Annotated in this window: 22 protein-coding genes; 5 read left to right on the forward strand and 17 right to left on the reverse strand. The window is 70.0% G+C overall.

Translation table 11 applies throughout. The annotated features are described in order from the left end of the window. Positions 1 to 10: 10 nt before the first annotated feature. From ASC66_RS03875 to ASC66_RS03935, 13 genes are all read right to left on the reverse strand, one after another. Positions 11 to 928, reverse strand: coding sequence for a dihydrodipicolinate synthase family protein (locus ASC66_RS03875; RefSeq protein WP_055834866.1), 918 nt, complete (start codon positions 926 to 928; stop codon positions 11 to 13). Continuing rightward, the gene (locus ASC66_RS03880) at positions 921 to 2366 is read right to left on the reverse strand and encodes an FAD/NAD(P)-dependent oxidoreductase (RefSeq protein WP_055834869.1); all 1446 of its coding nucleotides are present in this window, start codon (positions 2364 to 2366) and stop codon (positions 921 to 923) included. The genes ASC66_RS03875 and ASC66_RS03880 overlap by 8 nt, the downstream gene beginning before the upstream one ends. Then, positions 2363 to 2686 (reverse strand): (2Fe-2S)-binding protein, encoded by a 324-nt coding sequence (locus ASC66_RS03885; RefSeq protein ID WP_055834872.1) that lies wholly within the window; start codon positions 2684 to 2686, stop codon positions 2363 to 2365. The genes ASC66_RS03880 and ASC66_RS03885 overlap by 4 nt, the downstream gene beginning before the upstream one ends. Position 2687: 1 nt before the next feature. After that, positions 2688 to 3872, reverse strand: a complete 1185-nt coding sequence (locus ASC66_RS03890; RefSeq protein WP_055834875.1) for an NAD(P)/FAD-dependent oxidoreductase — start codon at positions 3870 to 3872, stop codon at positions 2688 to 2690. Between the two features lie 156 nt (positions 3873 to 4028). Further along, a complete protein-coding gene (locus ASC66_RS03895) occupies positions 4029 to 4727 on the reverse strand; it encodes a GntR family transcriptional regulator (RefSeq protein WP_235496666.1) in 699 nt (232 codons plus the stop codon). Between the two features lie 102 nt (positions 4728 to 4829). After that, complete coding sequence (locus ASC66_RS03900) at positions 4830 to 6260, reverse strand: aminopeptidase P family protein (RefSeq protein ID WP_055834877.1); 1431 nt, start codon at positions 6258 to 6260, stop codon at positions 4830 to 4832. Further along, a complete protein-coding gene (locus tag ASC66_RS03905; RefSeq protein WP_055834880.1) occupies positions 6257 to 7543 on the reverse strand; it encodes an alpha/beta fold hydrolase in 1287 nt (428 codons plus the stop codon). Before ASC66_RS03905 ends, ASC66_RS03900 begins: the two co-directional genes overlap by 4 nt. A 31-nt stretch (positions 7544 to 7574) precedes the next feature. Further along, complete coding sequence (locus tag ASC66_RS03910; protein ID WP_055834883.1) at positions 7575 to 8540, reverse strand: ABC transporter permease; 966 nt, start codon at positions 8538 to 8540, stop codon at positions 7575 to 7577. A 3-nt stretch (positions 8541 to 8543) separates the two neighbouring features. Then, a complete protein-coding gene (locus ASC66_RS03915) occupies positions 8544 to 9530 on the reverse strand; it encodes an ABC transporter permease (protein ID WP_082491983.1) in 987 nt (328 codons plus the stop codon). Further along, positions 9527 to 11434: a dipeptide ABC transporter ATP-binding protein gene (locus ASC66_RS03920; RefSeq protein WP_055834887.1), complete on the reverse strand. Its 1908-nt coding sequence runs from the start codon at positions 11432 to 11434 to the stop codon at positions 9527 to 9529. The genes ASC66_RS03915 and ASC66_RS03920 overlap by 4 nt, the downstream gene beginning before the upstream one ends. 101 nt (positions 11435 to 11535) lie before the next feature. Next, entirely contained in the window at positions 11536 to 13308 is a 1773-nt protein-coding gene (locus ASC66_RS03925) for an ABC transporter substrate-binding protein (RefSeq protein WP_055834890.1), read from the reverse strand. Between the two features lie 226 nt (positions 13309 to 13534). Continuing rightward, positions 13535 to 14152: a 2-phosphosulfolactate phosphatase gene (locus ASC66_RS03930; RefSeq protein ID WP_055834893.1), complete on the reverse strand. Its 618-nt coding sequence runs from the start codon at positions 14150 to 14152 to the stop codon at positions 13535 to 13537. A gap of 52 nt (positions 14153 to 14204) precedes the next feature. Then, positions 14205 to 15494: a coiled-coil domain-containing protein gene (locus ASC66_RS03935; RefSeq protein WP_055834896.1), complete on the reverse strand. Its 1290-nt coding sequence runs from the start codon at positions 15492 to 15494 to the stop codon at positions 14205 to 14207. A 122-nt stretch (positions 15495 to 15616) separates the two neighbouring features. Here ASC66_RS03935 and ASC66_RS03940 point away from each other — a divergent pair, with 122 nt between their 5' ends. After that, positions 15617 to 16144: an SRPBCC family protein gene (locus tag ASC66_RS03940; protein WP_055834899.1), complete on the forward strand. Its 528-nt coding sequence runs from the start codon at positions 15617 to 15619 to the stop codon at positions 16142 to 16144. On the opposite strand, the gene ASC66_RS03945 is transcribed toward ASC66_RS03940, so the two are convergent. The 3 genes from ASC66_RS03945 to ASC66_RS03955 all read right to left on the reverse strand — a co-directional run bounded on the left by ASC66_RS03945 (position 16116) and on the right by ASC66_RS03955 (position 19900). Continuing rightward, positions 16116 to 16568 carry an EVE domain-containing protein gene (locus tag ASC66_RS03945; protein ID WP_235496668.1) on the reverse strand — a complete coding sequence of 151 codons (453 nt, stop codon included), beginning with the start codon at positions 16566 to 16568 and terminating at the stop codon, positions 16116 to 16118. The genes ASC66_RS03940 and ASC66_RS03945 overlap by 29 nt on opposite strands. Before the next feature lie 207 nt (positions 16569 to 16775). Further along, entirely contained in the window at positions 16776 to 19127 is a 2352-nt protein-coding gene (locus ASC66_RS03950) for a HelD family protein (protein ID WP_055834904.1), read from the reverse strand. Positions 19128 to 19327: 200 nt separating this feature from the next. After that, positions 19328 to 19900 carry an OsmC family protein gene (locus ASC66_RS03955; RefSeq protein ID WP_082491984.1) on the reverse strand — a complete coding sequence of 191 codons (573 nt, stop codon included), beginning with the start codon at positions 19898 to 19900 and terminating at the stop codon, positions 19328 to 19330. Between the two features lie 406 nt (positions 19901 to 20306). Here ASC66_RS03955 and ASC66_RS03960 point away from each other — a divergent pair, with 406 nt between their 5' ends. The 4 genes from ASC66_RS03960 to ASC66_RS03975 all read left to right on the forward strand — a co-directional run bounded on the left by ASC66_RS03960 (position 20307) and on the right by ASC66_RS03975 (position 24984). Further along, positions 20307 to 21947 (forward strand): DEAD/DEAH box helicase, encoded by a 1641-nt coding sequence (locus ASC66_RS03960; RefSeq protein WP_055834908.1) that lies wholly within the window; start codon positions 20307 to 20309, stop codon positions 21945 to 21947. A 536-nt stretch (positions 21948 to 22483) separates the two neighbouring features. Continuing rightward, complete coding sequence (locus tag ASC66_RS03965; RefSeq protein WP_055834911.1) at positions 22484 to 23176, forward strand: DUF4232 domain-containing protein; 693 nt, start codon at positions 22484 to 22486, stop codon at positions 23174 to 23176. 142 nt (positions 23177 to 23318) lie between these two features. Beyond that, on the forward strand, positions 23319 to 23822 hold the full coding sequence (locus ASC66_RS03970) for a GNAT family N-acetyltransferase (protein WP_055834914.1): 504 nt from the start codon (positions 23319 to 23321) through the stop codon (positions 23820 to 23822). Between the two features lie 205 nt (positions 23823 to 24027). Further along, positions 24028 to 24984, forward strand: a complete 957-nt coding sequence (locus ASC66_RS03975) for a nucleoside hydrolase (protein ID WP_055834918.1) — start codon at positions 24028 to 24030, stop codon at positions 24982 to 24984. 132 nt (positions 24985 to 25116) lie between these two features. Here the strand turns inward: ASC66_RS03975 and ASC66_RS03980 are convergent, their stop codons facing one another. Beyond that, the gene (locus tag ASC66_RS03980) at positions 25117 to 26034 is read right to left on the reverse strand and encodes a 3-methyladenine DNA glycosylase (RefSeq protein ID WP_502691553.1); all 918 of its coding nucleotides are present in this window, start codon (positions 26032 to 26034) and stop codon (positions 25117 to 25119) included. Positions 26035 to 26107 lie beyond the last annotated feature (73 nt).

Below are 26107 nucleotides of genomic sequence, written 5' to 3' on the forward strand. Positions count from 1 at the left end.
TCCCCGGCGGTCAGCGGCCCGCGATGTACGCGAGCGCCTTCTCCGTGTCTGCACGCACGCGGGACTCGGTCTCCGCGCTCAGCGGACCGCGGGGCGGACGTGTGCGGCCACCGTAACTCTGCCCTGCGATGTCGATGGAGAGTTTGATCGCCTGCACGAATTCGGTCTTGGAGTCCCAACGGAACACGGCGACCAACGCCTTGTACAGCTCGCGCGCCTCGTCGATCCGGCCCTCCTTGACCAGCGTGTAGATCTCGACGGCCTCCTTCGGGAACGCGTTCGGGTAGCCGGCGAACCAGCCGGTCGCACCGACGACGAGCGACTCGAACAGCAGGTCGTCCGCTCCGGCGATGACGTCGATCTCGCAGAGTTCCTGGATCTCGAGCACCCGGCGGATGTCGGTCGTGAACTCCTTGATGGCGACGACGTTCTCGAGCTGGGAGAGCTCGGCGACCAGATCGGGCGTGAGGTCGACCTTCGTGTCGATCGGGTTGTTGTAGAGCATGATCGGCAGCCCGACCTCGTTCACCTTCGCGTAGTGCTCGATGACCTCTGCCCTGTTCGCCCGGTAGATCGTCGGCGGCAGCAACAGCACGCCGTCCGCGCCGTCCTCCTTGGCGTACTCGGCCCACTGCACGGCCTGGTGCCAGCCGACACCGTGCACACCGGCGACGACGAGGCCGCGGCCCGCGACGGTGTCGACGGCGACCTGGATGACGCGGCGACGCTCCTCGTCGGTGAGGCTGGAGTACTCGCCGAGCGAGCCGTTCGGGCCGACGCCGCGGCACCCGTTCTCGATCAGGAAGTCGCAGTGGGCTGCGAACTTGTCATAGTCGACGGCGAGGCCGGCCGGTGCCGACGCGTCTTCCTTGAACGCGAGGGTGGTTGCGACGACGACGCCGCCGAGGTCGAACTTCTTCTCAGACATTGGTGTCCTTTCCTTGGACGTGTTCGGTGGGGTCTTGCGGTGAAAGGGTTCCGGCGAGTTCGCCGATGCGCACGGGGGCGGCGATGGGGCGGCGGTCGCTGCCGACCGACTCCCCCGCGCCGCCCGCGGTTCCGAGCAGCTGTTCGACCGTGCGGCCACAGACCCGGCCCTGGCAGATGCCGAGGCCGGCTCTGGTGCTGAGCTTGAGAGAGCGGAGGCCGCTCGAGCAGGTGTCGTGGGCGATGTCACGGAGCCGCCCGTATGGCACCTCCTCGCAGCGGCAGACGATCGTGTCGTCGCCGAGCCAGGCCGTCCAGCCGGGGCGGATGCCGTGGGCGGTCTCGATCCGCGCGGCGAAGCCGCCCGCGTTGCCGCGGGCGCGCACGGTGGTGCGCAGCTCACGGTCGCTCGGGTCGCCGCCGGCGGCGCAGTGGCCGGCGACCCCGCCCTCGGCCAGGGCGGCGTCGGCTCCCCCGATGCCCGTGATCTCGCCCGCCGCGTACACGCCGCGGATGCTGGAACGCTGCGCGGCGTCGACCTCGACGAAACCATCGCCCGTGATCCGGCATCCGGCGGCGATCGGAAGTTCGAGTCGCGGCGTGAAGCCGTGGCTGACGCAGACAGCGTCGGCCGCGATCCTGCGCTCCGTTCCCGGGATCGGCGCCCAGTCGGCGTCGAGCCTGGCGATGGTGACCGCTTCGACCCGCTCGTTGCCGTGCGCGGCGATGACCGCACGGCCGAGCCGGTACGGGATCCGGTTCCGGATGTGGCTGCCGAGGTAGCCGGCAAGCTCGCCGCCCTTCTTCGCGGACGCCAGCAGCTGCCACGGCTTCGGCAGCCATCCGCGCAGCAGGCCGGCCGTGCGGCTGGCCTCGTAGACGCCGAGCACCGTCGCACCCGTCTGGGCGAGGGAGGCGGCGACCGGCAACAGGAATGGGCCAGCGCCGGCGACGACGACGCGCTGGCCGATGGCGACCCGCTCGCCCTTGGCGAAGGCCTGGGCAGCTCCGGCGGTGAAGACGCCGGGCAGCTCCCAGCCGGGGAACGGCAGCGTGCGGTCGTGGGCGCCGGTGGCGAACACGACGGCGTCGGGGGTGAAGCTGCGTCCGCGGCGGCGCCCGCCGTCGCTGGGGCCGATCAGCGCGTGCACCGTCGGTGCGGCATCCGTTCCGGCCTCGACCGCCCAGACCTGTGCTCCGGTGATGATCTCGCAGCCGGCGTCGGATTCCAGCCCCTCGCGGAGCGCGGTGAATCTCGACCAGCCGTGGTGCAGGATGCGCTCGTCGGCCGCGGGTCGTTCGGCGGGCAGGTGCCGCCAGTACTGCCCGCCGAGCTCGTCGGCGGCGTCGAGCAGGATGACGGAGGCACCGTTGGCCCGTGCGGCGGTCGCCGCGGCGAGCCCGGCCGGCCCCGCTCCGATCACGAGGACCCGCCTCACGCGGTCACCTCCGGAAGGGCGTCGTGCTGGCTCAGCACCTCGTCGCCGTCGGCGGCGCGGCGCATGCACGCACGCACGTCGCGATCACCGTTGACGGTCACGATGCAGTCGAAGCACACGCCGATGCCGCAGAATAGCCCGCGCGGGGCGCCGGCGGTCGATGTGCGCCGCCAGTCGAGGCGGCCGGAGGCCAACAGAACACCGGCGATGCTCTGGCCGGCCACGCCGGTGGCGGTGACGCCGTCGACGGAGATCTCGATGGGAGTGGGCGGGGCGGGGCGGGCGCGGTCATCGCCGAAGGGAAGGAGCCGTGCGACCATCTCAGGCCACCTCCGCAAGGTGGGCTACCAGGCTGGCTCGGTCGAGCCGGAACGGGGCGGGGTCGATCGGCGGGGTGCGTCCGAGCATGTCGGCCGCGATGATCTCAGCGGTCGCCAGCGACAGGCCGATGCCGGCTCCTTCGTGCCCGCTCGCGTGCCAGAGCCCGTCGATGCGGTGGTCGGCGCCGATCACGGGCAGGTGGTCGGGCATATAGGGCCGGAATCCGCCGTAACTGCGCATGATGCTCGCGCCGGCGAGGAAGGGGAAGATCCGCAGCGCCTTGACCGCGAGTTCGTGCAGCACGGGCACGCGGAGACGGTCGTCGAAGCCGATCTGTTCGCGGCTGGAACCGATCAACACGGTTCCGGCCGCGGTCGATTCGACGACGCTCGAGGTCTGCAGGGATGCGTCGCTGGATTGGGTCGCACCGAAGTAGTCGCCGTCGTAGACCTTGTGGAAGATGCGGTGCGGCATGCGGCTCGTGACGAGCACGACCCCGCGTCGCGGGCGAACGGGGAGCGTCGTTCCGAGTGCCGCCGCGACCTCACCGGACCACGGACCGGCCGCGATGAGCACGACGCCGGCCGAGATCTCGCCCGCGCTCGTGCGCACCCCACTGATTCTGCCGCTCGCATCGCGGAGCGCGCCGATCACCTCGACGCCGGCGTGCACGACCGCGCCGCTTCTGCGCGCGGAGGCCAGGAGCGCCTCCGTCATGATCACCGGTTGCACCTGGGCGTCTTCCGGGTAGTGCACGGCGGCGGTGATGCGGGGGTTCAGTTCCGGCTCGAGCGCCATGGCGTCTGCGACCCCGAGCACACGGGCATCGACGCCGGCGGCGCGCTGGGAGCCCGCGAACGCCAGCAGGGGCGCCACCCCGGCCTCCGTGGTCGCGACGACGATGCCGCCCTTCCGTTCGTACTCGATGTCGGGGAAGCGCGGGCCGAGCTGCTCTCTGAGCTGCGCCGTCACGGCGGGCCAGAGCGATGCAGCGTACTGTGCGAGCCGCAGCTCGGCGCCCGGGCCCTTGTCGGAGACGAGGAGGTTGCCCTCACCCTTGGCGCTGGTGCCGGATGCCGCGGCGCCACGGTCGAGGACGGTCACCGTCAGCCCGGCTTCGGCGAGAGTGCGCGCGCACGCGGCGCCGATGATTCCGGCACCCACGATGAGTACATCCGTGGCCATCTCGACTCCTCCTTTGGCGTGGTGACATTAGTAATATGTCACACATTGCTAAAAGTTGCGAGCCCCCGTTGTGGGTCGCCCTCGGCTCTGCGGCCATGCGCCGGCGTGATCGGCGCACCAATGCCCGGGTGGGCATCGGCGTGTGCACCATTCGGCTCAGTGCGCCGCGTCTGCGTCGTCTTCCGGCAGGCCGGCCCACCAGCCGAGGGTGTGACCGATGTGGCGGTGCATCAGGGCGCGGGCACCGTCGCCGTCGCCGGATGCCAGGGCCTCGAGCAGCTCGATGTGTTCAGCGGCCGAGCGTTCGAGCTGGGCGGACTTGACGAGCGAGACCAGTCCGACGAGGCGGGTGCGTGAGCGCAGATCGGCGACGACCTCGACGAGGAGCGGGTTGCCGAGCAGTGCCGTGAGTCGGAGGTGGAAGCGCTGATCGGCTTCCAGATAGCTGCGGAGGTCACCGGATTGCGCGCCGGCGACGATGGTCTCGGCCATCTGACGCAGCTCGGGGAGCTCGTTCTCCGGCAGGGCGCCGGCCAGCTGTTGCATGGCCTCCGGTTCGAGCAGGCGACGAACGCCGACGATCTGGCGCAGGTCGTCCTCGCTGACATCCGTGACCCGGAACCCCTTGTTGCGCACGGCCTCGACGAAGCCCCGCTTCTCGAGATTCAGCATGGCCTCGCGTACGGGGGTGGCCGACACGTTGAACTGTGCCGCCAGGCCGGGCGCCGAGACGAGTTTGCCCGGAGGCATCTCGCCCGAGATGATGGCCGCGGCGAGCGCGCGTTCGACCATCTCGCGCAGGCTCACCCCGCGCTCGAGGCGTTCGACTCCGACAAACGTCATACTCTCAGCCACGACGGCCTCTTCCTGCAGCAGCTCGAACACCGGGCTCGCCCGCGACGCACGGCATGCGCCTGTTCCCCTTGAATCGTAGGGCACGGCGTGCGCGGTTCCGTGTCATCTGAGCCTCCGCACCCAGTTTTCGAGTCCGGCCGCGTCGCGGGGAAGTGCCGCGCTGAGGTTGTCGGCCCCGCTCGCCGTGACGACGAGGTCGTCTTCGATGCGCACGCCGATGCCGCGCAGCTCCGGCGGAACGCTCCGGTCGTGGGCGTGGAAGTACAGACCGGGCTCGACCGTCAGCGCCATGCCCGGAGCGAGCTCTGCGCCGTTGTAGTGCTCGTGCCTGGCCTTGCTGCAGTCGTGGAGATCGATGCCGAGGTGGTGTCCGATTCCGCAGATCAGGTAGCGCCTGTGGTGCTGGCCGGCCTCGCTCAGCGCCTCGTCGACCGACACGCCGAGCAGATCCCAGTCGTGCAGGCCCTGCGCGATCACGGCCATCGCGGCGTGGTGGAAGTCGGTGAAGGTGTTGCCGGGGCGCACCGCGGCCATTCCCGCCTCGTGGGCGGCCTGGACGAGGTCGTGCACCTGCCGCTGGGGCGCGGAGAAGCTGCCGCTGACCGGGAAGGTCCTCGTGATGTCCGAGGTGTAGAAGGTGCGCATCTCGACGCCGGCGTCGAGCAGCAGCAGATCGCCGTCGCGGATCGGTCCGTCGTTGCGGGTCCAGTGCAGCACGGGCGCGTGGTCACCGGCCGCGACGATCGTACGGTAGCCGGTCGTGTTGCCGCGCGTGCGTGCGATGCGGTCGAAGGTGCCCTGCAGCCACCGTTCGCCGCCGTCCTCGCTCGCCCGGCGCAGCTCGGAGGCGACCGCCTCGAAGCCTTCGACCGTCGCGTCGACGGCCTCCCGCAGTTGTTGGATCTCCCAGTCGTCTTTCACGACACGCAGTTCCGAGATACTCCGGCCGAGCTCAGCCCCGCCGCGCGCGTGCAGCTCGCTCGGGAGCCCGGATGCCGCGGTGGGCCGACCGGCAGAGTAGAGCGCCGACGAGCGCGCAACACCGAGGTCTCCGGCGAGGCTGCCGAGGCCGCGCACCTCGATGGCCAGCGCCTCCGACCATTCCCGCAACGTCGGGGCGCCACCCATCCAGAGTTCGCTGCGCTCACGCCCGGACACGTAGTCCGGATCGCCGGCGACGATCGGCTCGCTGAGGTAGAGCACCCCGTCGTGCCCAGTGCCGCTCGGGAACATGACCAGCACCGCGTCGGGAGACGGGCATCCGGTCAGCCAGAGGAAGTCACTGTCGGCTCGGAACGGGAAGAACTCGTCGTCGTTGCGCAGCATCGCGCCGCCGGCCGAGACGACGAGCGTCGCGCCTGGCCACTCCGCGCTCAGCCTCTCCCTGTGCCCGGCCGTCGAGGCGGAGAGCCCGGCGGCCAGGCGCGGGGCCCGATCGGGAACCCCCCAGTTCTCGGCCATGCGGCGCTGGAATCCGGCGTTCGTCGTCAGGAGCGGCAGGCGGCCCCGTTCGCTGGTCGTGATCGTTGTCATCGTGCCCCTCCGCGGTCGTCCATGAGTGTGAAAAGTCGCTCGGCGACGACGGGGCCGTGCAGCCCGTCGTGCTCGAACTCGTTGGTGATCCAGGCGGTCGCGTTGCCCAGCCGGTCGAGCGTCCCCCTGGAGAGCCCCGAGTCGATGTACATGTCGTCGTCATAGACGGCGGCGACGAGCGGGACCTCGTTCGCGGCCAGTCGCTCCGCGTCGTAGAGCGGGCTGTTCTCCTGCCACGCGGCGAGCCCGTCGACCGCTGCCCTGAACGGCCGCAGGGAGCGGATCTCGTCAAACATCCACGGGTACATCATCTCGCCGGTGAAGCAGAGCGGCCTGGCGGCCGGATCGAACTGCGGATGCCGGGTGCGTTCACGCTCCGCGGCCCAGGCGGTGGGCGCGGCATCCTGCCCGTAGATGCTCTCCTGCATGACGGCGAACAGCGGATTGTCGTCGTAGCTGGTTCGCGTCATGACCTGGGCGAGGAAGGTGTCGCTCAGGCCGGCCTCGGGGCTCTCGCCCTCGAAGGCCTCCTCGAAGAGCCAGTGCAGCCGTTCGGCCCCCCGCCCCATGCCGAGGTCGATGCCGAGTGTCTGCAGCCGCCGCACGGTGAGACGGTCACCGTCCGGGAGACGCGTGTCGGTGGCGTCGAGGCGATCGGCGACGGCGGCGATCCTCGCGCGATCGCGTTCGTAGCGCTCGTAGAAGCGGCGGGTCTTGGCGGCCACCCTCGGATAGGTCCGCCGATAGGTCTCCTCTGCGGTCGCATCCAGCCCGGCGAGGCCACCGGCGATGTAGCAGGCGGCCAGGCCCTCCGGCGCCGTGGACAGATAGCTGAGTGTGATGAAGCCGCCGTAGCTCTGGCCGAGCGTCCGCCACCGCACACCGCCGAACACGGAGCGCCGCAGGTGCTCGAGGTCCCGCACGATCGAGTCGGCGCGGAAGTGCATGAGGTGGGCGGCGGCGTCCCGCTCGGTGAGCGAGCGCACCGTCGCCGCGGTCACGCGGGTGCTCCTGCCCGTCCCGCGCTGGTCGAACAGGATGACACGGAAGCGCTTCAGCGCCGCGCCGAGCCAGCCATCCGTCGAGGTGGGCCGCGGCGACTTGCCGCCGGGGCCGCCCTGCAGGTAGACGAGCAGCGGCAACTCCTCCGCGCGGCGGGCCGGGTCGACCAGCTCGCGGGCGAAGACCTCGATCTGGCCGGCATCCGGCCTCGCCCAGTCGAGCGGAACAATGATGCGGTGCTCCCGCACGTGCATGCCGGGGATCGTGTATTCGATGGTCATCGCGGTGTCCTTGCCTGATCTGTCGTCCTGCTCATGATGCGGTGCGGATCCGCGAGTCCATGAGCGCGTAGAGGGTGTCGACGATGATGTTGATGACGACGATGAACAGGCCGCCGACGAGCACGACCCCGATGATCACCGGGCGATCCTGGTTCGCAACGGAGGTGACCGCGAGTCGGCCCAGCCCTGGCAGGCCGAAGACGGTCTCGATCACGATCACACCGCCCAGCATGAGCCCGATGTCCGTTCCCAGCTGGGTGACCAGTGGCGGCATCGCGCTGCGCAGCGCGTGCCGGTAGACGACGCGGCGCTCGGTGAGGCCCTTGGCCCTGGCCGTGCGGATGTAGTCCTCGCCGAGCACCTCGAGCATCTGCGCCCTGGAGAGCCTGGCGTAGATCGCCGCGGACACGAGCGCGAGGGTGAGCCATGGCAGCAGCAGGTGCCATGCCCACTGGCCCGCACTCTCCGTCAGCGGGACGTAGCCGCTCGGCGGGAACAGGATCAGCCCCGCGCGGGTCGGTATGAAGTAGAGCAGGTACAACGCCATCATGCCGAGCACGAAGGTGGGGAAGCTGATTCCGACGACGGCGAACGCCTGACCGGCCCGGTCGCGGAAGCTGCCGGGGTGGCGGGCGGAGGTGATGCCGATCGGCAGCCCGATCGCGAGCCAGAGCACGACGGCGCCGAACACGAGCGACACCGTCACCGGGATGCGGTCGGCAATGATCTCGGTCACGGGCAGCTGGCTGCGGTAGGAATAGCCGAGGTCTCCCTGCAGCAGGTTCGACATGAACACGCCGTACTGCACGTAGATCGGTTCATTCAGTCCGAGGTTCTCCCGAATCTGGGCGAGCACCTCCGCGGTCGCCTTGTCGCCGGCGATCGCGCGCGCCGGATCGCCGGGCGCGATGTAGAAGAGGGCGAAGACGAAGAGGCTGAGCACGAACAGCACGAGGATGGCGAAGCCGACCCGTTTGAGCAGATATCTCCAGAGCATGGGTCAGGCCTTCCTGCTCGCGCGCGGGTCGAGGGCGTCGCGCAGCCCGTCGCCGAGGGTGTTGAACGCCAGCGTGGCGATGAGCAACGCCGTTCCCGGGATGAGCACGAGCCACGGTGCGACGAGGTAGATCGAGTTGTTCGCGGCCTCGGCGAGCATCCCTCCCCAACTGGCCGTCGGCGGGACGACACCCATTCCGAGGAAGGACAGCGTCGCCTCGAAGACGATCGCGCCCGGCACCATCAGCGTCGTGTAGATCAGGATCGGAACCATCAGATTCGGCAGGATGTCGCGCACGATGATCGAGAACTGGCCGGCGCCGAGCGACCGCGCGGCCTCGACGAATTCGCGCTGCCGCAGCGCGAGCGTCTGCCCGCGAATCACGCGAGCCAGCGGCGTCCACGTGAAGAAGACGATGACTCCGGTGCTGAGCGCGAGGCTCGGCCCGACGACGGAGACGAGGGCGATCGCGGCGAGCAGGAACGGGATGCTCATCACGAGGTCCATGACCCTGCTGAGCACGGTGTCGACCTTGCCGCCGAAGTATCCGGCGGTGATGCCGACAAGCACGCCGATCATGGCGGCGGCGAGCGAGGCGACGACGCCGACGACGAGTGAGACCCGTGCCCCGAACGCGAGGCGCACGAGCACGTCGCGGCCCAACTGGTCGGTGCCGAAGAGGAAGGTCTCACCCGGTGGGACGGGCAGCCCCTCCGGGGTCAGGCCGATGTCGCGGAACTGTTCGTTCGGACCGTGCCCGGTGAGCTGTGCGATCAGCGGCGCCGCGAGGGCCAGCACGACGATCAGCACGATCCCCGCGACGGCCACCATGCTCGCCGGGTCCCTGACCAGGCGACGCACGGTGAGCGAGGCCGAGCCCCTCTGCACGACGGCGTCGTTGCCGACTTTCTGCGCGCCGCCACGGGCGACGGCGACCGCGGTCGTCGCGGCTCCGCTCACCCTGGCCGGACGCGAGGTGGGCCCGTTCATGCTGCGCCTTCTTCCTGGAGCTGTGCGGTCGCCCGCGAGTCGATGAGCCTGGGCGTGGCGCCGCGCTCCGGCCTGGCGAGGGGCGCGGATGCGGCGAGCAGGGTCTTGGTGAACTGCTGCTGCGGGTTGCGGTAGAGCTCCTCTGTCGGGGCGAGTTCGATGATGCGGCCCGCATCCATCACGGCAATGCGGTCGCAGACGTGCCTGACGACGGAGAGGTCGTGCGAGATGAAGAGATAGCTGAGGGTGAACTCGCGCTGGAGGCTGCTCATCAGATTGAGCACCTGGGCCTGGATCGACACGTCCAGCGCCGACACCGGCTCGTCGCAGATGATCAGCGCCGGCCGGAGCGCGACGGCGCGGGCGATGCCGATGCGCTGACGCTGGCCGCCGGAGAACTGGGCGGGGAAGCGGTTGTAGTGCTCCGGGTTCAGGCCGACGAGTTCCATCAGCTCCTGCACCCGGCGCTTGCGCTCCTCTCCGGAGCAGATCTTGTGCAGCCGGAACGGGTCTCCGATGATCGACCCGACCCGTCGGCGGGGGTTGAGCGCGCCGTATGGGTCCTGGAAGATCAGCTGCACATCGCGGCGCAGTCCGCGCCATTCGTCGCGGTTCATCGCCCCGAGCCGGTGGCCAGACACCTCGACCTCGCCGGAACCGGCGGGGATGAGCCCGGCGATCACACGCGCCAACGTTGACTTGCCACATCCGCTCTCGCCGACCAGGCCCAGGGTCTCACCCCGTTCGACGGTGAGGTCGATGCCGCGGAGCACGGGGACGTCTTCGCGCCGGCGCTTGTCGCGGAAGGAGAGTTCGACACCGTCGAGGCGGACGAGCGGGGGCACGGCCGCGCTGGCGACCTCCGTGAGGGAGTTCTGGCCGGCAATCGTGAGCGGCCGCTCGGCGCGCACCGCGTGCGGCGCAGACGCGGCCGCGGCGGCCTCTGCCGGTGGCTCCTCCAGCCAGCACTGCGCCTCGCTGCCGTTCTCGTAGCGGCGCAGCGGCGGCCGCTCGCTGTGGCACCGCTCCATCACCTCCGGGCAGCGCTCGGCGAAGACGCAGCCGGAGACGGCGTTCAGCAGGCTCGGCGGGCGCCCGGGAATGGGGACGAGGGCCGTGCCCGGTGCGTAGTTGCTCGGCGAGGAGCGGAGCAGCCCCGCGGTGTATGGGTGTACGGGCAGGCCGAACACCTGATCGGCGGCGCCGAGCTCGAGGCGGTGCCCGGCGTACATCACCATCAGGGTGTCCGCGACCCGGCCGAGCACGTTGAGGTCGTGGGTGATCATGACGATCGTCGCGTCGAACTCCCTGCGCATCACGTCGAGCAGCTCGAGGATCTGCGCCTGCACGGTGGAATCGAGCGCGGTGGTCGGCTCGTCGGCGATCACGAGCCGCGGGTTCAGGCTGAGGGCCATCGCGATCATCACCCGCTGGCGCATGCCGCCGGAGAACTGGTGCGGGTAGGAGTCGAAGCGTTCGGCCGGGTTGGGGATGCCGACCTTGCCGAGCATCTCGATGGCCATGGCCTTGGCCTCCGCCTTGCTCACCGAGCGGTGGGTGCGGATCTGCTCGATGATCTGCCAGCCGATCGTGAACTGCGGATGCAGGCTGCTGAGCGGGTCCTGGAACACCATGCTGATCGATGCGCCCCTGATGGCGCGCAGTTCGGCATCCGACATCGTGAGCAGATCCCGGCCGTCGAAGAACACCTCCCCGGTGACCTCCGCCTGCGGGATCAGCCCCATGATGGCCTGCACCATGACGCTCTTGCCCGATCCGGACTCTCCGACGATTCCGAAGAACTCGCCGGCCTCGACCGAGAACGAGACATCGCGCACGGCGTGGATCACCCCGTCCTCTGTCGGGATCCTCACATTGAGGTTGCGGGCCTCGAGAACGGCCATGGTGTCTCCTGTCGTCAGTGAACGCGTGTCTCATCGCCGCGCCTCGGCTCGGCGCGGGGTGGCGCACCGCAGTCGCGGTCCGCCACCCCGTGGCCCTGCTGCTACTCAGAGAGCCAGACGTTCGCCCAGTCGCCCTGCACGCTGAGCGCGTACGGCGTGAAGTCCTGCACCCGCTCCGAGTGGTACAGGATCGCCTTCGACGACGCGATCGGGATCGTCGGGGAGTCCGCGAGCACGAGCTCGTCGACCTGGGCCCACAGCTCGGCGACCTCGTCCGGGTCGGTGGCCTTGATGGCCTCCGCCGCGAGGGCGTTCGCTTCCTCGTTGTTGTAGTCGACATAGTTGTAGGTCTGCGGCGCACCGGTGAAGGTGTACTGCGGCTGGAAGACGGAGCGCGCCGCTCCACCCTGCCAGTCCGGCGTCCACCCGGTCGGGGCGATGTCCCACACGCCCGCCGCGGTCGCGTCCCGATCAACGAGGAACTTCGAGTAGTAGTCGGTCGGGTTCACGGGAACGAGTTCGATCGTGAAGCCGGCCTTCTCCAGGCTGGCCTGAATGGTCTGAGCGATCTCGGAGTCACCCGCACGGCTGCGGAACGGCATCTTGAGTGTGAGACCGTCGGGGTAGCCGGCCTCGGCGAGGAGCTCCTTGGCCTTCTCCGGGTCGCCCTTTCCTCCATCGCTGGGGTACGGCGCGAACTCGTGGAAGCCGAGGACGCCCGGTCCGAAGATGCCGTTCTGCACGACGGCGATGTCCGGCCCGCCGAGCGTCTGAACGACGGCGGCCTTGTCGACCGCGTACTGCAGCGCCTGGCGCACGGTGAGGTCCTTCAGGGCGCCGCCGTTGTTCTCGCTGACCGTGTTGATCCAGATGTTGGGCTGCACGCCGCCGCTGGCGACGAAGCTGAGCTTCGGGTCGCCTGCCGCCTTCAGCTGCTGCACGACCGCGGGGGCGGGCGCAGTGTCGAAGAGCATGTCGCCGGTTCCGGCCTGGAGCTGCTGCATGATGGCGTCCCCGGTGAGACCGACCGTCAGCTCGATGCCGTCGACGTTCGCGGCACGGAGCGGGTCGCTCTCCTTCGTCCACGCCGGGTTGCGCACGAGCACGAGCGACTTGTCCGGGGTGTAGGAGTCGACGGTGTACGGGCCGCTGGCGATGAAGTTGGCACGGTACTCCCCGGAATCCGGCACGTACTCGAGCACCTCGACCGGCGCGGGCGATGCCGGGCTGAGCGAGAGCATGTAGACGAAGTCACCTGCTGCCTCATTGAGGTTGATCTCGAGGGTCTTGTCGTCCACTGCGACCAGGCCGGAGATCGTGTTCGCCTCGATGTACTCCTTCATCGGGGCGGCCTCGGGAGCGACGCCGGAGAAGCCCTCGCAGAACGTGTCCATGCCCTGGATCAGATCGTAGAAGTAGCCGAGCATCGGGCTGGCCTGCGAGGGGTTGCAGAGGCGCTGGAATCCACGGATGAAGTCGGCTGCGACGATTGCTCGCGCGCCGTCCGGCGCGTCCCACTGGGCGCCGTCGCGAATGGTGAAGGTGTAGGTGAGACCGTCGTTCGTCGGCTCCGGCACCTCGGTGGCCAGGTCGCCCTGCGGGGCCAGCCGCTCGGTCTCGTCGTCGATCGTCTTGTAGCTGATGAGCTGCCTGCTCACCGCGCGCATCAGAGCGGTGACGGGCACGAACGCCGTCAGCGCCGGGTCGAGGTGGTCGATGTCGCCGGTGCCGAGCACCTTGAGCGTGCCGCCGGTCTCCGCGGTCCCGCCGCTCTCCTCCGTTGTGGCCGGCGTGGCCGAGCAGGCCGCGGTGCCGAGCAGCACCGCGGCGGCGAGCACCCCGATCGTCTGCAGCTTCAGGCTGTATCTGGTCATGTGTGACTCCTCGTTGATATCACTCGGGTGGTGCAGGGGATGATGGTGGGCGCTGCGCCCTGTGCCGTGGCTCACGCGCCCGGCCCGATCACGCGGCCGGTGTCGACATCCACGAGGATGGTGTGGATGTGTGATCGGTGACATATTACTGATGTGAAAAGGAATATACGGGAACCCTCGGTGTTCCGCTAGCCCTCTGCGTTCCGGGAGCCTCGGCGAGGATGATTCAGCCGCGCAGAATCGTGACCGCGTCACCGGTGTCGAGCGCACCCGCCGCACGGATCGCGCCCGCATCGACACCGGCCGCCATCAGCTGCTGCGCCGATGCGCTGGCGGTGAGCAGATGGGCGACGGCGCCGCGCAGCCCGGTGAATGCGGCGCAACTCGCCGCGGCCTCCGGCGAGCAGAAGTCGATGCCGAGCGTCGCGAGCGCGTCGATGAGGGCTCCGGCGGCGAGCTGGTCCTCCACGGCGAAGCGGATGCCGCTGCCGGCGGCCTCACCGTCGGCGACGCCGCCCGCCGCGACGATGGCGATCATCGCGCGCCGACCGAGTGCGTGCTGCTGCTCGGTGATCCAGCGGGCCGCGGCCGATGCCGTGCCGAATCCGGCGCTCAGCACGGCGGCCTGCGGTGGCAGGGCCGCGAGCAGCGCGTCCTGCTGGGAATCCAGCTCGGCCTGCTCTCCGGCACCCAGAACCGTGTGCCGCTGCGCGCCCAGCACATCGACGACGACCACGACATCGGCGCCGGCCGCGATCCGTTCCGCACCGTCGACGCCCCAGTCGAAACGCACCTGGTACTTGGATTGGGCGGCCGGGTGTGCGGGGAGCGGGGCGGAAGTCACCCGTCCATCGTGGCACGGCCCGCGGTTGTTCGTCGCCGGGGGCTGCGCGGGCTCAGTGGCCGCGGACCTCGGCGTCGTAGCGGGCGAGCGCCTCGGCATCATCCGCGTGGCGCACCGCACGGCGGGCGATGTCGAGCGCGCTCACGGGGTCGGATTCCGCCTCGGCGAGCATGAGCTGCCGCTCGGCCTCGGCCAGCCGGGTGCGCGCGGGGGCACCGACGATGCCGCGCCGTTCGACGATGCAGTCGCGGGCGACGGCGATGTGGCTGCGCGCGGCGACGAGGGCCCCGCCGAGGGCGAGCCGGGCGTGCTCGAGGCGATCCTGCTGGCCGCGGGCGGCCGCGGTCGCACTGTCGAGCCGGTCGATCGCGCTGCGCAGTGCGTCGAGGTCGGCCAGCGGGTCGGCCATGACGCTGCCGAAACGTGCGGATCGGGCGTGCTCGGCGATGGCCATGGCCGCCTGATCGATGCCGAGGTTCAGCGTCGCCGCGGCGGCGGGGTCGACGTGGCCGTCGCGCACCTGACGCGCCTCCTCGATTCCGTCGCGCAGCTGTCCGGCGAGGCTCGTTGCCGCCAGCTCGGCGGCCGCGATGCGTGCAGCGGTGGCCTCGGCGGCCGAGAGCGCAGCCCCCGAGCGCGTCACATCGTCGTGGGCTGAGCGCAGCGCATCGGCGACCGGTTCGGCGCCAGCACCCTGCATGCGCATCGCCGCAGCCTGGAGCAGGCCGGATGCCGACACCAACAGCTCACTCGCCTCATCGAGGTGTCGCTCCAGCGCGGTGAGCGCCGTCGGTGAGAAGCGCGCGGCGAGGGCAACGCGCACCGCGCGGATCTCGTCGGCGCGCGCCTCGGCCTCGGCCAACTGGGTCTGCACGACGAGGAACTGTTGCGGCGCGTTGCGCTCGGTGCTGCGAAGCTCACGGAATCGGGCGTCCTCGCTGGCGAGTGCGGCATCCGCTGAGTTGCAGAGTTCGATGATCTGGGTGTTCCAGCGTCGGCGTTCCTCGACCGTGTCCGGTTCGGCGTCGTCGAGGCGTTGCTGGAGAAGGAAGGCCTCGCGCAGCCGGCGCCTGGCAGTCTTGATCGCGCGCCGGTAGTCGACGACTGCGGCGTCTCCGAACTCGGCCAGGGCGAAACCGAGCTCGTCTTCACTCTCCTGCACCCGATTGTCGGTGCGCACGAGCAGCCCGCCCGCGCGGCGTTGCAGCTCGATGAGGCTCGAGTCGGTGACGGCCTCGCGGCGTTCCGAACCGCGGCGCAGCGCCGCGATGCCGACGACGCTGATGACCGCTGCGATGGCGAATATCAGCAGCGACGGCAGCCACCAGAGCGAGTCAGACATGCGGCCAGCCTAGAACGCGCCGGTGAGAGCAAGCTGTCTGTCGTCTGTGCGCCCGCGGTACGTCCGCCGTGAGCTCTGAGCGGCCTCTCGCGTTCCCCGCGGGGGCCGCGTAACCTCGCCGCATGATCGTCATGCTCAAAGTCGTCTTGGACTGTGACCCGGATGCCGCCTGGCACGCATTGCGGAGCCCGGCGGCCCTGCGCGAGGTCGTCTCACCGTGGCTGGACTTCGCCTCGCTGGAGGCAGGGGGCTTCCCGGCCCAGTGGCCGGAGGGTGAGCACCTGATGACGACGCTCGCGCTCCGCACCATCGCGGTCGGCACCAGCGCGGTCGACGTGAGTTATCCGGGCGGCCTGCCCGACGGCGTCCGGATGCTGCGCGACACCGGAGGAATGCGATCGGGCCCTGGCGCGATCATCCGCTCCTGGGATCACCGCATGGCCGTCTCGCCGGATCCGGCTGGGTCCGGCGGCACCCTCTACCGGGACCGGCTGCGTTTCGGCGGACCGCTCGCCGCGGCATCCTGGTACCCCGTCTGGCTGTTCTGGCAGTGGCGCGCGGCACGGCTGCGCCAGCTCGCGCCGACATGGAGCGCAGAGGGCGCCGCTACAGCACCGCCCGCTACAGCACCGCCCGCATCTGGGCCTTGATGATCTCGAAATCGTTCCTGCTCAGCTCGATCAGACCACGCCGCAGCTGGAACCCCCAGTTCGGCGACGCCGAGGTGAAGTCGAGCACCGGGATGAGCGGGCGAACGGATGTCGGCACCGCGAACTGGTCATAATCGACGCGCCTCCGCCACGGCCGGTACGGCTCGCCGAAGGCGTTGGTCATGACCGCGCCATCGCCGTCCTGGAACACGGTGTCGTCGGCCACTCGCCCGATCGCCGTGAACTCCCGCAGTGGCTCGCCGTCCGGCCAGCTCACCCGCGGCGAGTAGTAGATCAGTCCGTCGGCCTCACGCAGCTGCGAGACGGCCTGCTTCGAGCCGTGGTTGAGCTGGGCGATCCCGAGCTCGACGCCGCGCCGCACGTGATCGCGCTGCACAACCCCGAGCCAGTACCGAATCGCCATGGCTCGATTGTTGCGCATCGGAGCGACCCGTGACGCCACCCTCGACCCCCGGCCGAGCGGCCCGGAGGAAAGGGTGGGGGCTCAGAAAACCAACCCGAATGGTCATCTGAGCCCCGCGACGCACATCTCGCGACGAACGTGTGAAGCCATAGTGGCATAGTCCGATGCCGCAACCGCGCGATCTTGTGAGAGATTCTCGGCGTGGCGTCAAAAAAGTTTCGGCGCCTCCGCGAAGCCTGTGAGCGCGCTCTCACCGCGCGGGTAGACCATCGCCAGTCGCTGCGTGGGCCGCGTCGCCGCGACGTACAGCGCCGCGGCGCCGCGCGGCGTCTCGGCGACGATCCCCCGCGGGTCGACGATCAGCACGGTGTCGAACTCCAGCCCCTTCGCCTCACGGGCGGTGAGCACCGCGAGCGGCAGCTCCAGGCCGGCGGCTCCCCTGCCGACGATGCGCCGCGCGCCGCCGCCGGTGAGCGCGCCGTCCAGCGCCTCGCGCAGTGAGTCGGCGATGTCGTCGACGGATTCCTCCGGCACGATCACCGCGAGGTTGCCCGCCCCGGCATCCGCCAGCAGCAGCTGCACGGTCTCGAGCACCGCAGCCGGAAGCTCTCCGGGCGCGACAACGGTGAGGATCGGCCAGTCGCCTTCGCGCACGGCACGTGCCGGCGTGATGGGCAGCTTGGCCTGGCCGGCGAACGACTCGGCGGCGCGGGCGATCTGGGCCGGCGTGCGGTAGTTCACGCTCAGCTCCTCGAGCCGCCAGCGGTCGCCGAATCCGGCGTTCAGCGCCTCGGTCCAGCTGCGTGCGCCGGCCGCAGAGCTCACCTGGGCGATGTCGCCGACGATCGTGAAGGAACGCATCGGCGACTTGCGCACGAGCAACCGCCACTGCATCGGCGAGAGCTCCTGCGCCTCGTCGACGACGACGTGACCGTAGGTCCAGCTGCGGTCGGATGCCGCCCGCTCCGCCACGCTCATCCGCTCCCCCCGTTCGGCGAAACCGTCGGCGAGGGCCTCGGCGTTGACCATGCCCTCGACACCCATGTTGCGGATCGCGGCGCGGGCGTTCTCGATGTCGGCCTCGCGCTGGCGCTCGCGCTCGCGGTCGGCAGCGCTGCGGCGGGCGGGCATGTCGCCGAGCAGCTCCGCGGCCTCGTCGAGCATGGCGACGTCGCTCACCGTCATCGGCGCGTTGCGCTCGCGGGCGAGCAGGGCGCGTCGCTCGGGAGTCCAGCGCGGGGTCAGCTCTGCCAGCCATTCCGGCCGTGCGTAGAGGTCACCGAGCAGCTTCTCCGGGGTCAGCGGCAGCCAGGCCGTGTTCAGCAGCACCCGCACCTCGTAGCTCTCGCGCAGGTCCTCGCGGAGTGCGGCGACGTCGGAGTCGTCGATCGCGGCCCCGGCTGCCGCCAGTTGGGTCGCCAGCTGGGTGGCCAGCTCGGCGATGGCGTGCTTGACGAAGGTGACGCGGGCGACGTTGTGCGGCTTGCCGGTGCGCTGGGCGCGGTGGATCGCGTTCTCGATCAGTGTCGGCTGCACGGTGAGCGTGTCGCCGTTCAGCACGATCTGCTGCGCCTCCGCCGGGACGCGCTGGCGCGATCGCACGGCCCGGGCGAGCAAGCCACTCATCTCGAGCCGGCCCTTGAGGGCGGCGACATCCGCACGGTCGTCGGCGTCGGCCTCGACGCCGGGGAACAGCGAGCCGAGCGTGCGCATGACGACGCCCGTCTCGCCGAGCGACGGCAGCACGGCCTCGATGTAGCGCACGAACGCGGCGCTCGGGCCGACGACGAGCACGCCGGCCGACTTGAGGCGCTCGCGGTTGGCGTAGATCAGGAAGGCGGCACGGTGCAGGGCGACGGCCGTCTTGCCCGTTCCCGGCCCGCCCTGCACGACGAGGGCTCCGCGCATTTCGGAGCGGATGATGCGGTCCTGCTCGCCCTGAATGGTTGCGACGATGTCGTGCATGTGACCGGTGCGCTCCGCGGTGAGGGCGGCGAGCAGCGCCCCCTCCCCCTGCAGGGCTCCGGATGCCACGGCGGCGCCGTGCGCGGCGATGCCCGCCGCCCCGCCCGGCGCCGCCTCGCGCAGTTCGTCGAGCAGCGTGGCGTCGAGCACCTCGTCGTCGATGCGGGTCAGTTCGCGCTCACGCATGGTGAGGTGCCGGCGTGCGCGCACGCCGAGCGGATGGGCCGCTGTCGCCTGATAGAAGGCACCAGCCTGTGGCGCGCGCCAGTCGAGCAGCATCGTGGACTGGTCGACGTCGCGCAGGCCGATCCGGCCGATGTAGTGAATCTCGTCGGCGCCGTGGTCGCCTGAGTTCTCGGATACCACCTGCAACCGCCCGAAGGCGATGCGGGCGTCGACCTCGTTCAGCTGGGCGAGGTTGTCTTCGTGCAGGCGGGCGAAGGAGTCCCTTTCGCTGCGCGCCTGGTGATTGCTGCCGACATTGCCCCGCTGCACGGCACCGAGGCGGGCCTCGACTTCGGCGCGCAACTGGTCAAGACGACGGTAAAACGACGCGATGACAGCGCGCTCCCGCTCGAGTTCCGATGACGGCACACGACCCCACTTTCTCCGGCCCGAAAGTCTACGCCCCGTGGGGGAGCCGAAGCTGAGTGCCCGTTTTTCGTCCCATTCCCGCAGACGATTTCGACAGGCTCAATCAACGGGGGCTGCGCGCATCCCGCTGGTTGAGCCTGTCGAAACCCCGACTCGACTCAACCCCGTTGGTTGAGCCTGTCGAAACCCTGGGTCGTGGATCAGTCGACGATGAGCGTCGTCCGCACCGGGGTCGGGTTGGCGAAGAGGTCGAGCACGGGGCAGTGCGCGTCGACGGCGGCGTGCAGCTCGCGGTAGCGCGCCTCCGTCTCCGGGCCGCTCACGTTCACCGTGACGCGCACGGCGGTGAAGCCGGGGCGCACGGACTCGTCGAGGCCGAAGAAGCCGTGCACGTCGAGGTCGCCCTCCGCGCTGGCCTCGATCGTGTCGAGCACGATGCCGAGGCTGAGCGCCCACACGCGGTACGTCACGACCTGACAGGAGATGATCGCGGCGAGGGCGACCTCGACGGGGTTCGGTGCGGCGTTGTCGCCGCCAAGACCGGCCGGCTCATCGATCTGGAAGCTGTGCTTGCCGGTGCGAACGGTGGTGCCGACCGATCCGACGCCCTCGCCGCTCGCGCTGAAGACGAGCTGCGCCTTGGCCGGCTGCTCCTTCAGAGTGCCGATCCAGTTGGTCGCGACGGCGGTGAGGCGCTCCTGGCGCGCCTCCGGCGTGATCGACGGGATCTCTGACGGAACGGGCTCGGTCAGAACAGCAGCATCGGCGCTCATGGCAACTCCTCGAATTCTCGGGGGCGCACGATGCGCACGCCGTTGCTGCGACGTTAGTGACGGCATTCGGATGCCGCGAGCGCCCGTGTCACAGTGCGTCACAGGGGCCCCAAGCGGCCCCGAAGGCGGCTCGTGCTAGACTGATGGAACTTGCGAGTGCGTTGTTGCGCTCCTTGCGTCGTAGAACGCATTCTTTCGGTGTGCGCCGGGCCTGGCCCCGCAACATCATTTGACTCTTCATACGGCGAACGGATGTGCCCATCGGCACCTTCGCCAATTATCCCCGATCGTCGGTCGTGTGGGTTGAACCGCCCTGTGCATGCACGGTGCGGATCCGCCCAGAAATCCGACCGAGACCGGTGCCCCGAGCGCCACTCGCCCCGGGGTCTGCCCGAAAGGCATCACTTTGTCTGAAATCACCTTTGCTTCGCTCGGCCTCCCGGCCCCGCTCGTCGCCGTTCTCGCGGCCGACGGCAAGACCCAGCCGTTCCCCATCCAGGCCGACACCCTGCCGGACACCCTCGCCGGCCGCGACGTTCTCGGCCGCGGAAAGACCGGCTCCGGCAAGACCATCGCGTTCGCGCTGCCCATGGTCGCCCGCCTCGGCGGCGTGCTCTCCGGCGGCAAGCGCCGCCCGGGTCGCCCGCTCGGCCTGATCCTCGCTCCGACCCGCGAGCTGGCGACGCAGATCACCGCGACGCTCTCCCCGCTGGCCGACGCCTACGGACTGAAGACCACCACGATCTTCGGTGGCATCTCGCAGGCCCGCCAGGTTGCCGCCCTCCGTGACGGTGTCGACATCGTCGTGGCCTGCCCCGGCCGCCTCGAGGACCTGATGAAGCAGGGCTTCGTCACGCTCGACGCCGTGGAGATCACCGTGCTCGACGAGGCCGACCACATGGCCGACCTCGGCTTCCTGCCGGTTGTCACCCGCATCCTGAACAAGACCCCGAACAACGGCCAGCGCCTGCTGTTCTCGGCCACGCTCGACAACGGTGTAGACAAGCTGGTCCGCCAGTTCCTGCACAACGAGGTTCTGCACTCGGTCGACGAGGCCAACTCCCCCGTCGCCGCGATGACCCACCACGTCTTCGAGGTGTCGGATGTCGACGCCAAGAACGAGCTCGTCAAGACGCTCGCCTCCGGCACCGGCCGCCGCATCCTCTTCATGCGCACCAAGCACCACGCCAAGAAGCTGGCCAAGAAGCTCACCGAGCAGGGCATCCCCTCCGTTGACCTGCACGGCAACCTCTCGCAGCCGCAGCGTGACCGCAACCTGGCCGCCTTCTCCGACGGCACGGCCCGCGTGCTCGTGGCCACCGACGTCGCAGCCCGCGGCGTGCACGTGGACAACGTGGAGCTCGTCGTGCACGTCGACCCGCCCATGGAGCACAAGGCGTACCTGCACCGTTCGGGTCGCACGGCCCGCGCCGGCAGCGAGGGTGATGTCGTCACCGTCATCATCCCCGGCCAGAAGCGCGACCTGCAGCAGCTCATGCGCAAGGCCGACATCAACGTCGCCATCCAGGCTGTCACGCCGAACTCGCCGGCCGTGTCGGCGCTCGTCGGCGAGGTTGCCGCCTACGTCAAGCCTCTCCCGGTGGATGCCGCACGCACCCAGCAGGGTGGCGGCGGTCGTTCGCAGGGCGCCAACGCCCAGCGCAAGCGCGCGCTGCGTGACGGTGGCGACGTCGCCGGTGGCCGTGGTGCAGGCTCGGCTGGTGGCGAAGGCCGTGCCCGTCGGGACCGCTCTGGTCGCCCAGCCGGTTCCTCCTCGTCGGACTCCTCGCGCGGCGGTTCCGCCGGCGGCGGTCGCGGCGGCCGTGACGGCGCCGGCAACGGCGGCCGTGACGGTGCTCCTCGTTCCTCTCAGGGTGAGCGCTCCGGCGCCGCACGCACCACCTCTGCGCAAGGCGGCCGTAGCCGTTCCGCACAGGGTGAGCGTTCGGCATCCGGTTCGCAGGGCGGCCGCTCCGGCGGCCTGCAGGTCGGCAGCCTCGTGCGCGGATCGGCGCAGGGCCGCGGCCCGCGTCGCGCACAGGGCTAGTCACTCCGCCCATCACCCAGGTGTGCATCCGGTCGCACGCGTCTTTCTGCGCGTGGACCGGTGCCCACCCAGCCTCGTTCCTCCTCGAGTTCGCGCCGATGCCGGTCAGCGGACGAGATCAGGAATGAAGGCAGCGCGCGAGCGTCTTCGCGCGCCTCATCTGCTCAGCTCATGTGAATCGCTGGGGCCAAGGGTATGTCTCGTGCCCCACTGATTCGCACATCTCGCATTCCACGAGCGCGCCCACATTGACATCTCGGTGTGCGGCTCGGCGCTCACACACAGCAGGACCGACAGGCCCGGTTGCGGCACACACACTTGGTGAATTATCCCGGGTGGGTGTGTTTAGCCCCGGGCCTTTTGGCATGCCAGGACTCCGCCCACCATGCACACACACATGGTGAATTATCCCGGGTGGGTGTGTTTAGCCCCGGGCCTTTTGGCGTACCCACCGCCGGGAGGGTTTCGACAGGCTCAACCAGCGGGGTTTGCCGGAAATCCGCGGGGTCAGGGCCCGGTCGTGACACGATCGGTGCATGAGCTCCGACAACGGCACGCCTGAATCCGCCCCTCAGAATCCGGCCGACGCGGCGGGCGGCCCGCCATCGTCCCGGCGCACCCTCATCATCGTCGGGGTGATCGCCTCCGTCGCCATCCTCGGGCTGCTCATCGCCCTGATCTGGGCGCTGGCGACCCGCCCGGCGACATCGCCGCCCACGGCGAGCCCGTCGGCATCAGCAAGCCCGTCGTCGACCCCGAGTCAGAGCCCGTCGGCAACCCCGACGGCGACAGCGACCTCCACCCCGGATGCCGCCACCTGCACGGTCGACGAGCTCACGCTGAGCCTCGGCCAGTCAGACGGCGGCGCCGGCAGCACCGTCGTGCCGATCATCTTCGCGAACTCCGGGAGCCGCGACTGTGAGCTCGAGGGATTCCCCGGCGTCTCCCTCGTCGGCGACGAGAACGGCACGCAGCTGGGCGCTGCGGCCGCTGAGGACGACTCCGTGCCGATCGAGGTCTTCACGCTGACGCCCGGCGATACCGTGCAGGCCCTCGTCACGGTGACGAACGCCGGCAACTACGACACGTGCGGCAGCGAGACCGCCGACGGGTTCCGCGTCTACCCGCCGCACTCCTTCGACGCCGTGTTCGTGCCGACCACCGCATACGCCCCGTGCACCGACGACTCGGTTGAGCTCATGCGCACGACGCCGGTGCAGGCCGGCTAGCGATTTGGCGGGGCGGGCGGCAGCGGAAGCACAAGCCGGCCACCGCGTCATCCGGGCCTGCCCTGAGACGCGTCGCCGCGACATCCGTGCCTGCGGAATGCTCGATTTCGCAGAGCGGCCGATGCTGGCCTAGTCTCTGGTCATGAGCACCAATGCAGTTGCCGAAGCAGTTATCCGCCCCGTTCGTGATGTCGACGCCGAAGCACTCGGCCGCGTCCACGCCCAGTGCTGGCACGAGACCTACGACCACCTGATCAGCGAGGCGACCCTCGCGAATCTCTCCCCCCGCCGCATGGCCGAACTCTGGACCCACTGGATGAGCCAGGGCCCGGATCACCACCTCTACGTCGCACTCGTCGAGGGTGAGATCGTCGGCTTCGTTGGTTCGGGCCCCGCCCGCGATGAGGACGCCCCGCGCGAGCGCGAGCTGTACTTCATCTACCTGCTCGACGCCTTCCACGGAACCGGCATCGGCCAGAAGCTGTTCGACGCCGCCTGCGAGGCGCGCCCCGGCTACCTCTGGGTCGCCGAGGACAACCCCCGTGCGCACCGCTTCTACACGCGCAACGGCTTCGTGCCCGACGGCGCAACTCAGCTGCAGCCGTTCCTCGGCGAGGAGATCAAAGAGGTGCGCCTCGTGCGCTGACGGTCAGCGTGGCGCGAAGCGACACGCTTCCGTCAGCAAGGCGGCAGCCCCAGCTCGCGAGGCGCGCCAGCGCCGAGCAGCGTCCAAGGCATCCTGTACAACTCGGCCTGACGCTCGCCCCCAGTTTGCCCGCCCGGTGTGTTCGCCCGGGCGGGCATCGCTCCGCCCGGCGGATCAGTCCCACCCGCGGCCGTAGGCTGGTCGCATGCCTACGATTCCCGTCATCCTCGACGTCGACACCGGCGTCGACGACGCCCTCGCCATCCTCTTCGCCGTCAAGCACCCCGACATCGACGTGCTCGCCATCACCTGTGTTGCGGGCAACGCCTCGCTCGAGCAGGTCGTCGACAACACGCTGAAGATTCTGGATGCCGCGGACGCGCCGGCGATCCCCGTCGCCGCCGGTGCGCTGCGCCCGCTGATCGAGCCGGCACGCTCGGCCTCGCACGTGCACGGAGCCGACGGCCTGGGCGGCATCCAGCTGCCAGCGACCGCCCGCGTTGCCGAGACGGTGAGCGCCGTCGAGTTGATGCGGCGCACGATCATGGACGCCGAACGCCCCGTGACCCTCGTGGCGCTCGCTCCGCAGACCAACCTCGCCCTGCTGCTTCGCACGCACCCCGAGGTGGCCCCCAAGCTCGAGCGCATCGTGTTCATGGGCGGCTCGGCATCCGTCGGCAATGCGACAGCCGTCGCCGAGTTCAACGTGTGGCACGACCCGGAGGCGGCCGCCATTGTGCTCGGCTCCGGCGTTCCCACCTTCATGTACGGCCTCGACGTGTTCAACCAGGTCTCGGTCGAGCAGGATGCCGCCGCCACGCTGGCCGCTGGCGACGACGCCGTCGGGCGCATCGTCGGCGCGCTGCTCGGCAACCGCGTCGCGCTCAGCGAGGACGCGACCGCCCAGTACACCGGCCTGATCGGCGACGCCGGCGCGGTGTGTGCCCTGGTCGAACCGGAGTCACTGCGCATCGAGAGCCGCCCGGTGCGGATCGAGCTCGGCGGATACGGCCGCGGTCAGACGATCGTCGACATGCGCATCTACGGCGGAGAGGATCTGCTGCACGGTCTCGCCGAGGAGTGGACGAGCATCGACATCGCCCTCGACGTCGACGCCCCGCGCTACGCGGAGCTGTTCCTGGAGACGCTCGGCCTGAAGTAACCTCTGCTCCGCACGAGCACATCCCTCACGTCGGCTGAGGGAGCGCCAGCGGCCGAAGCCCTCGCACCACGCAGACTGACCGCGTTGTTCGAGGGCTTCGTCGTTCCTCCTCAGCCGGCGTAGGGATCGGTGTCAGGCAACAGAGCGGGCGCGCGTGACCGCCGCCAGCAAACGCCCCCGCAGCGCGTTGCCGCGCTCCGTGAAGCCGCGCTGGGCGCGCACGTACTCGGCCTTGCCCTCCGGTGTCTCGATGGCGACGGCATCCGCGCCCCACGCGCTGACGTCGTAGGGCGATGCCTGCATGTCGAGCCAGCGGATGTCACGGGCCAACTCGAAGCTGTCGAGCAGCAGATCCCCCGGCACCAGCGGGCCGAGCTTGGTGGCCCATTTGAAGAGGTCCATGCCGGCGTGCAGGCAGCCGGGCTGCTCCAGCTCCGGCTGGTTCTCTCGGCTCGGCGACAGCGCATTCAGCGGCGCGGCCTCCGACGTGAAGAAGCGGTAGGCATCGAAGTGCGTGCAGCTGATGTTTGCAGCCTCGACGACGGCGTCGGTGCCGGCCTGGCCGAGCCGGAGCGGCGCCTGGTGACGGTGTTCGCCCTGGCGGTAGACCATCGCCCACTCGTGCAGGCCGAAGCAGCCGAAGCGCGCGGTCCGCTCCGCCGTTCGGCTGAGCAGCAGCTGGATGAAGTCGACGCTGGCTGCCCGCGCCGCGAGGAAGGCCCGCGCGTCGACGGAGACGGACATGGCGGATGCCGCGCGGTACCAACGCCAATCGGAGCGCTCCTTGGCGTCCTCCAGCAGCACGCCGGCGCCCGGATGCCAGCGCCGCAACGCCGAGATCCTGGTCGGGTAGTACGTGTGCAGGAAGTCCTCCACCGGGTGCTTCTCTCCGCGCTCTGCACGCTCGCGGCGGCCGGCGGTCATGGCATCGGCCCGCGCCTCGTGGGCGGCCTCGAGCGAGCGCCACTCCGCGCGCGTCAGCACAGCCGGCGCCGACACGACGGGCGCAGGGGGCACGTCGGGTGCGGCGAGAACGACGGGAACAGACACCGTTCGAGGGTACGCGCTCCTGCTGAGTGCCTGCAGCACGGCACCCATGACCACGGGCATGAACACGGGCACT

This window comes from Leifsonia sp. Root4 (assembly GCF_001425085.1).
Classification (GTDB): Bacteria; Actinomycetota; Actinomycetes; order Actinomycetales; family Microbacteriaceae; genus Microterricola.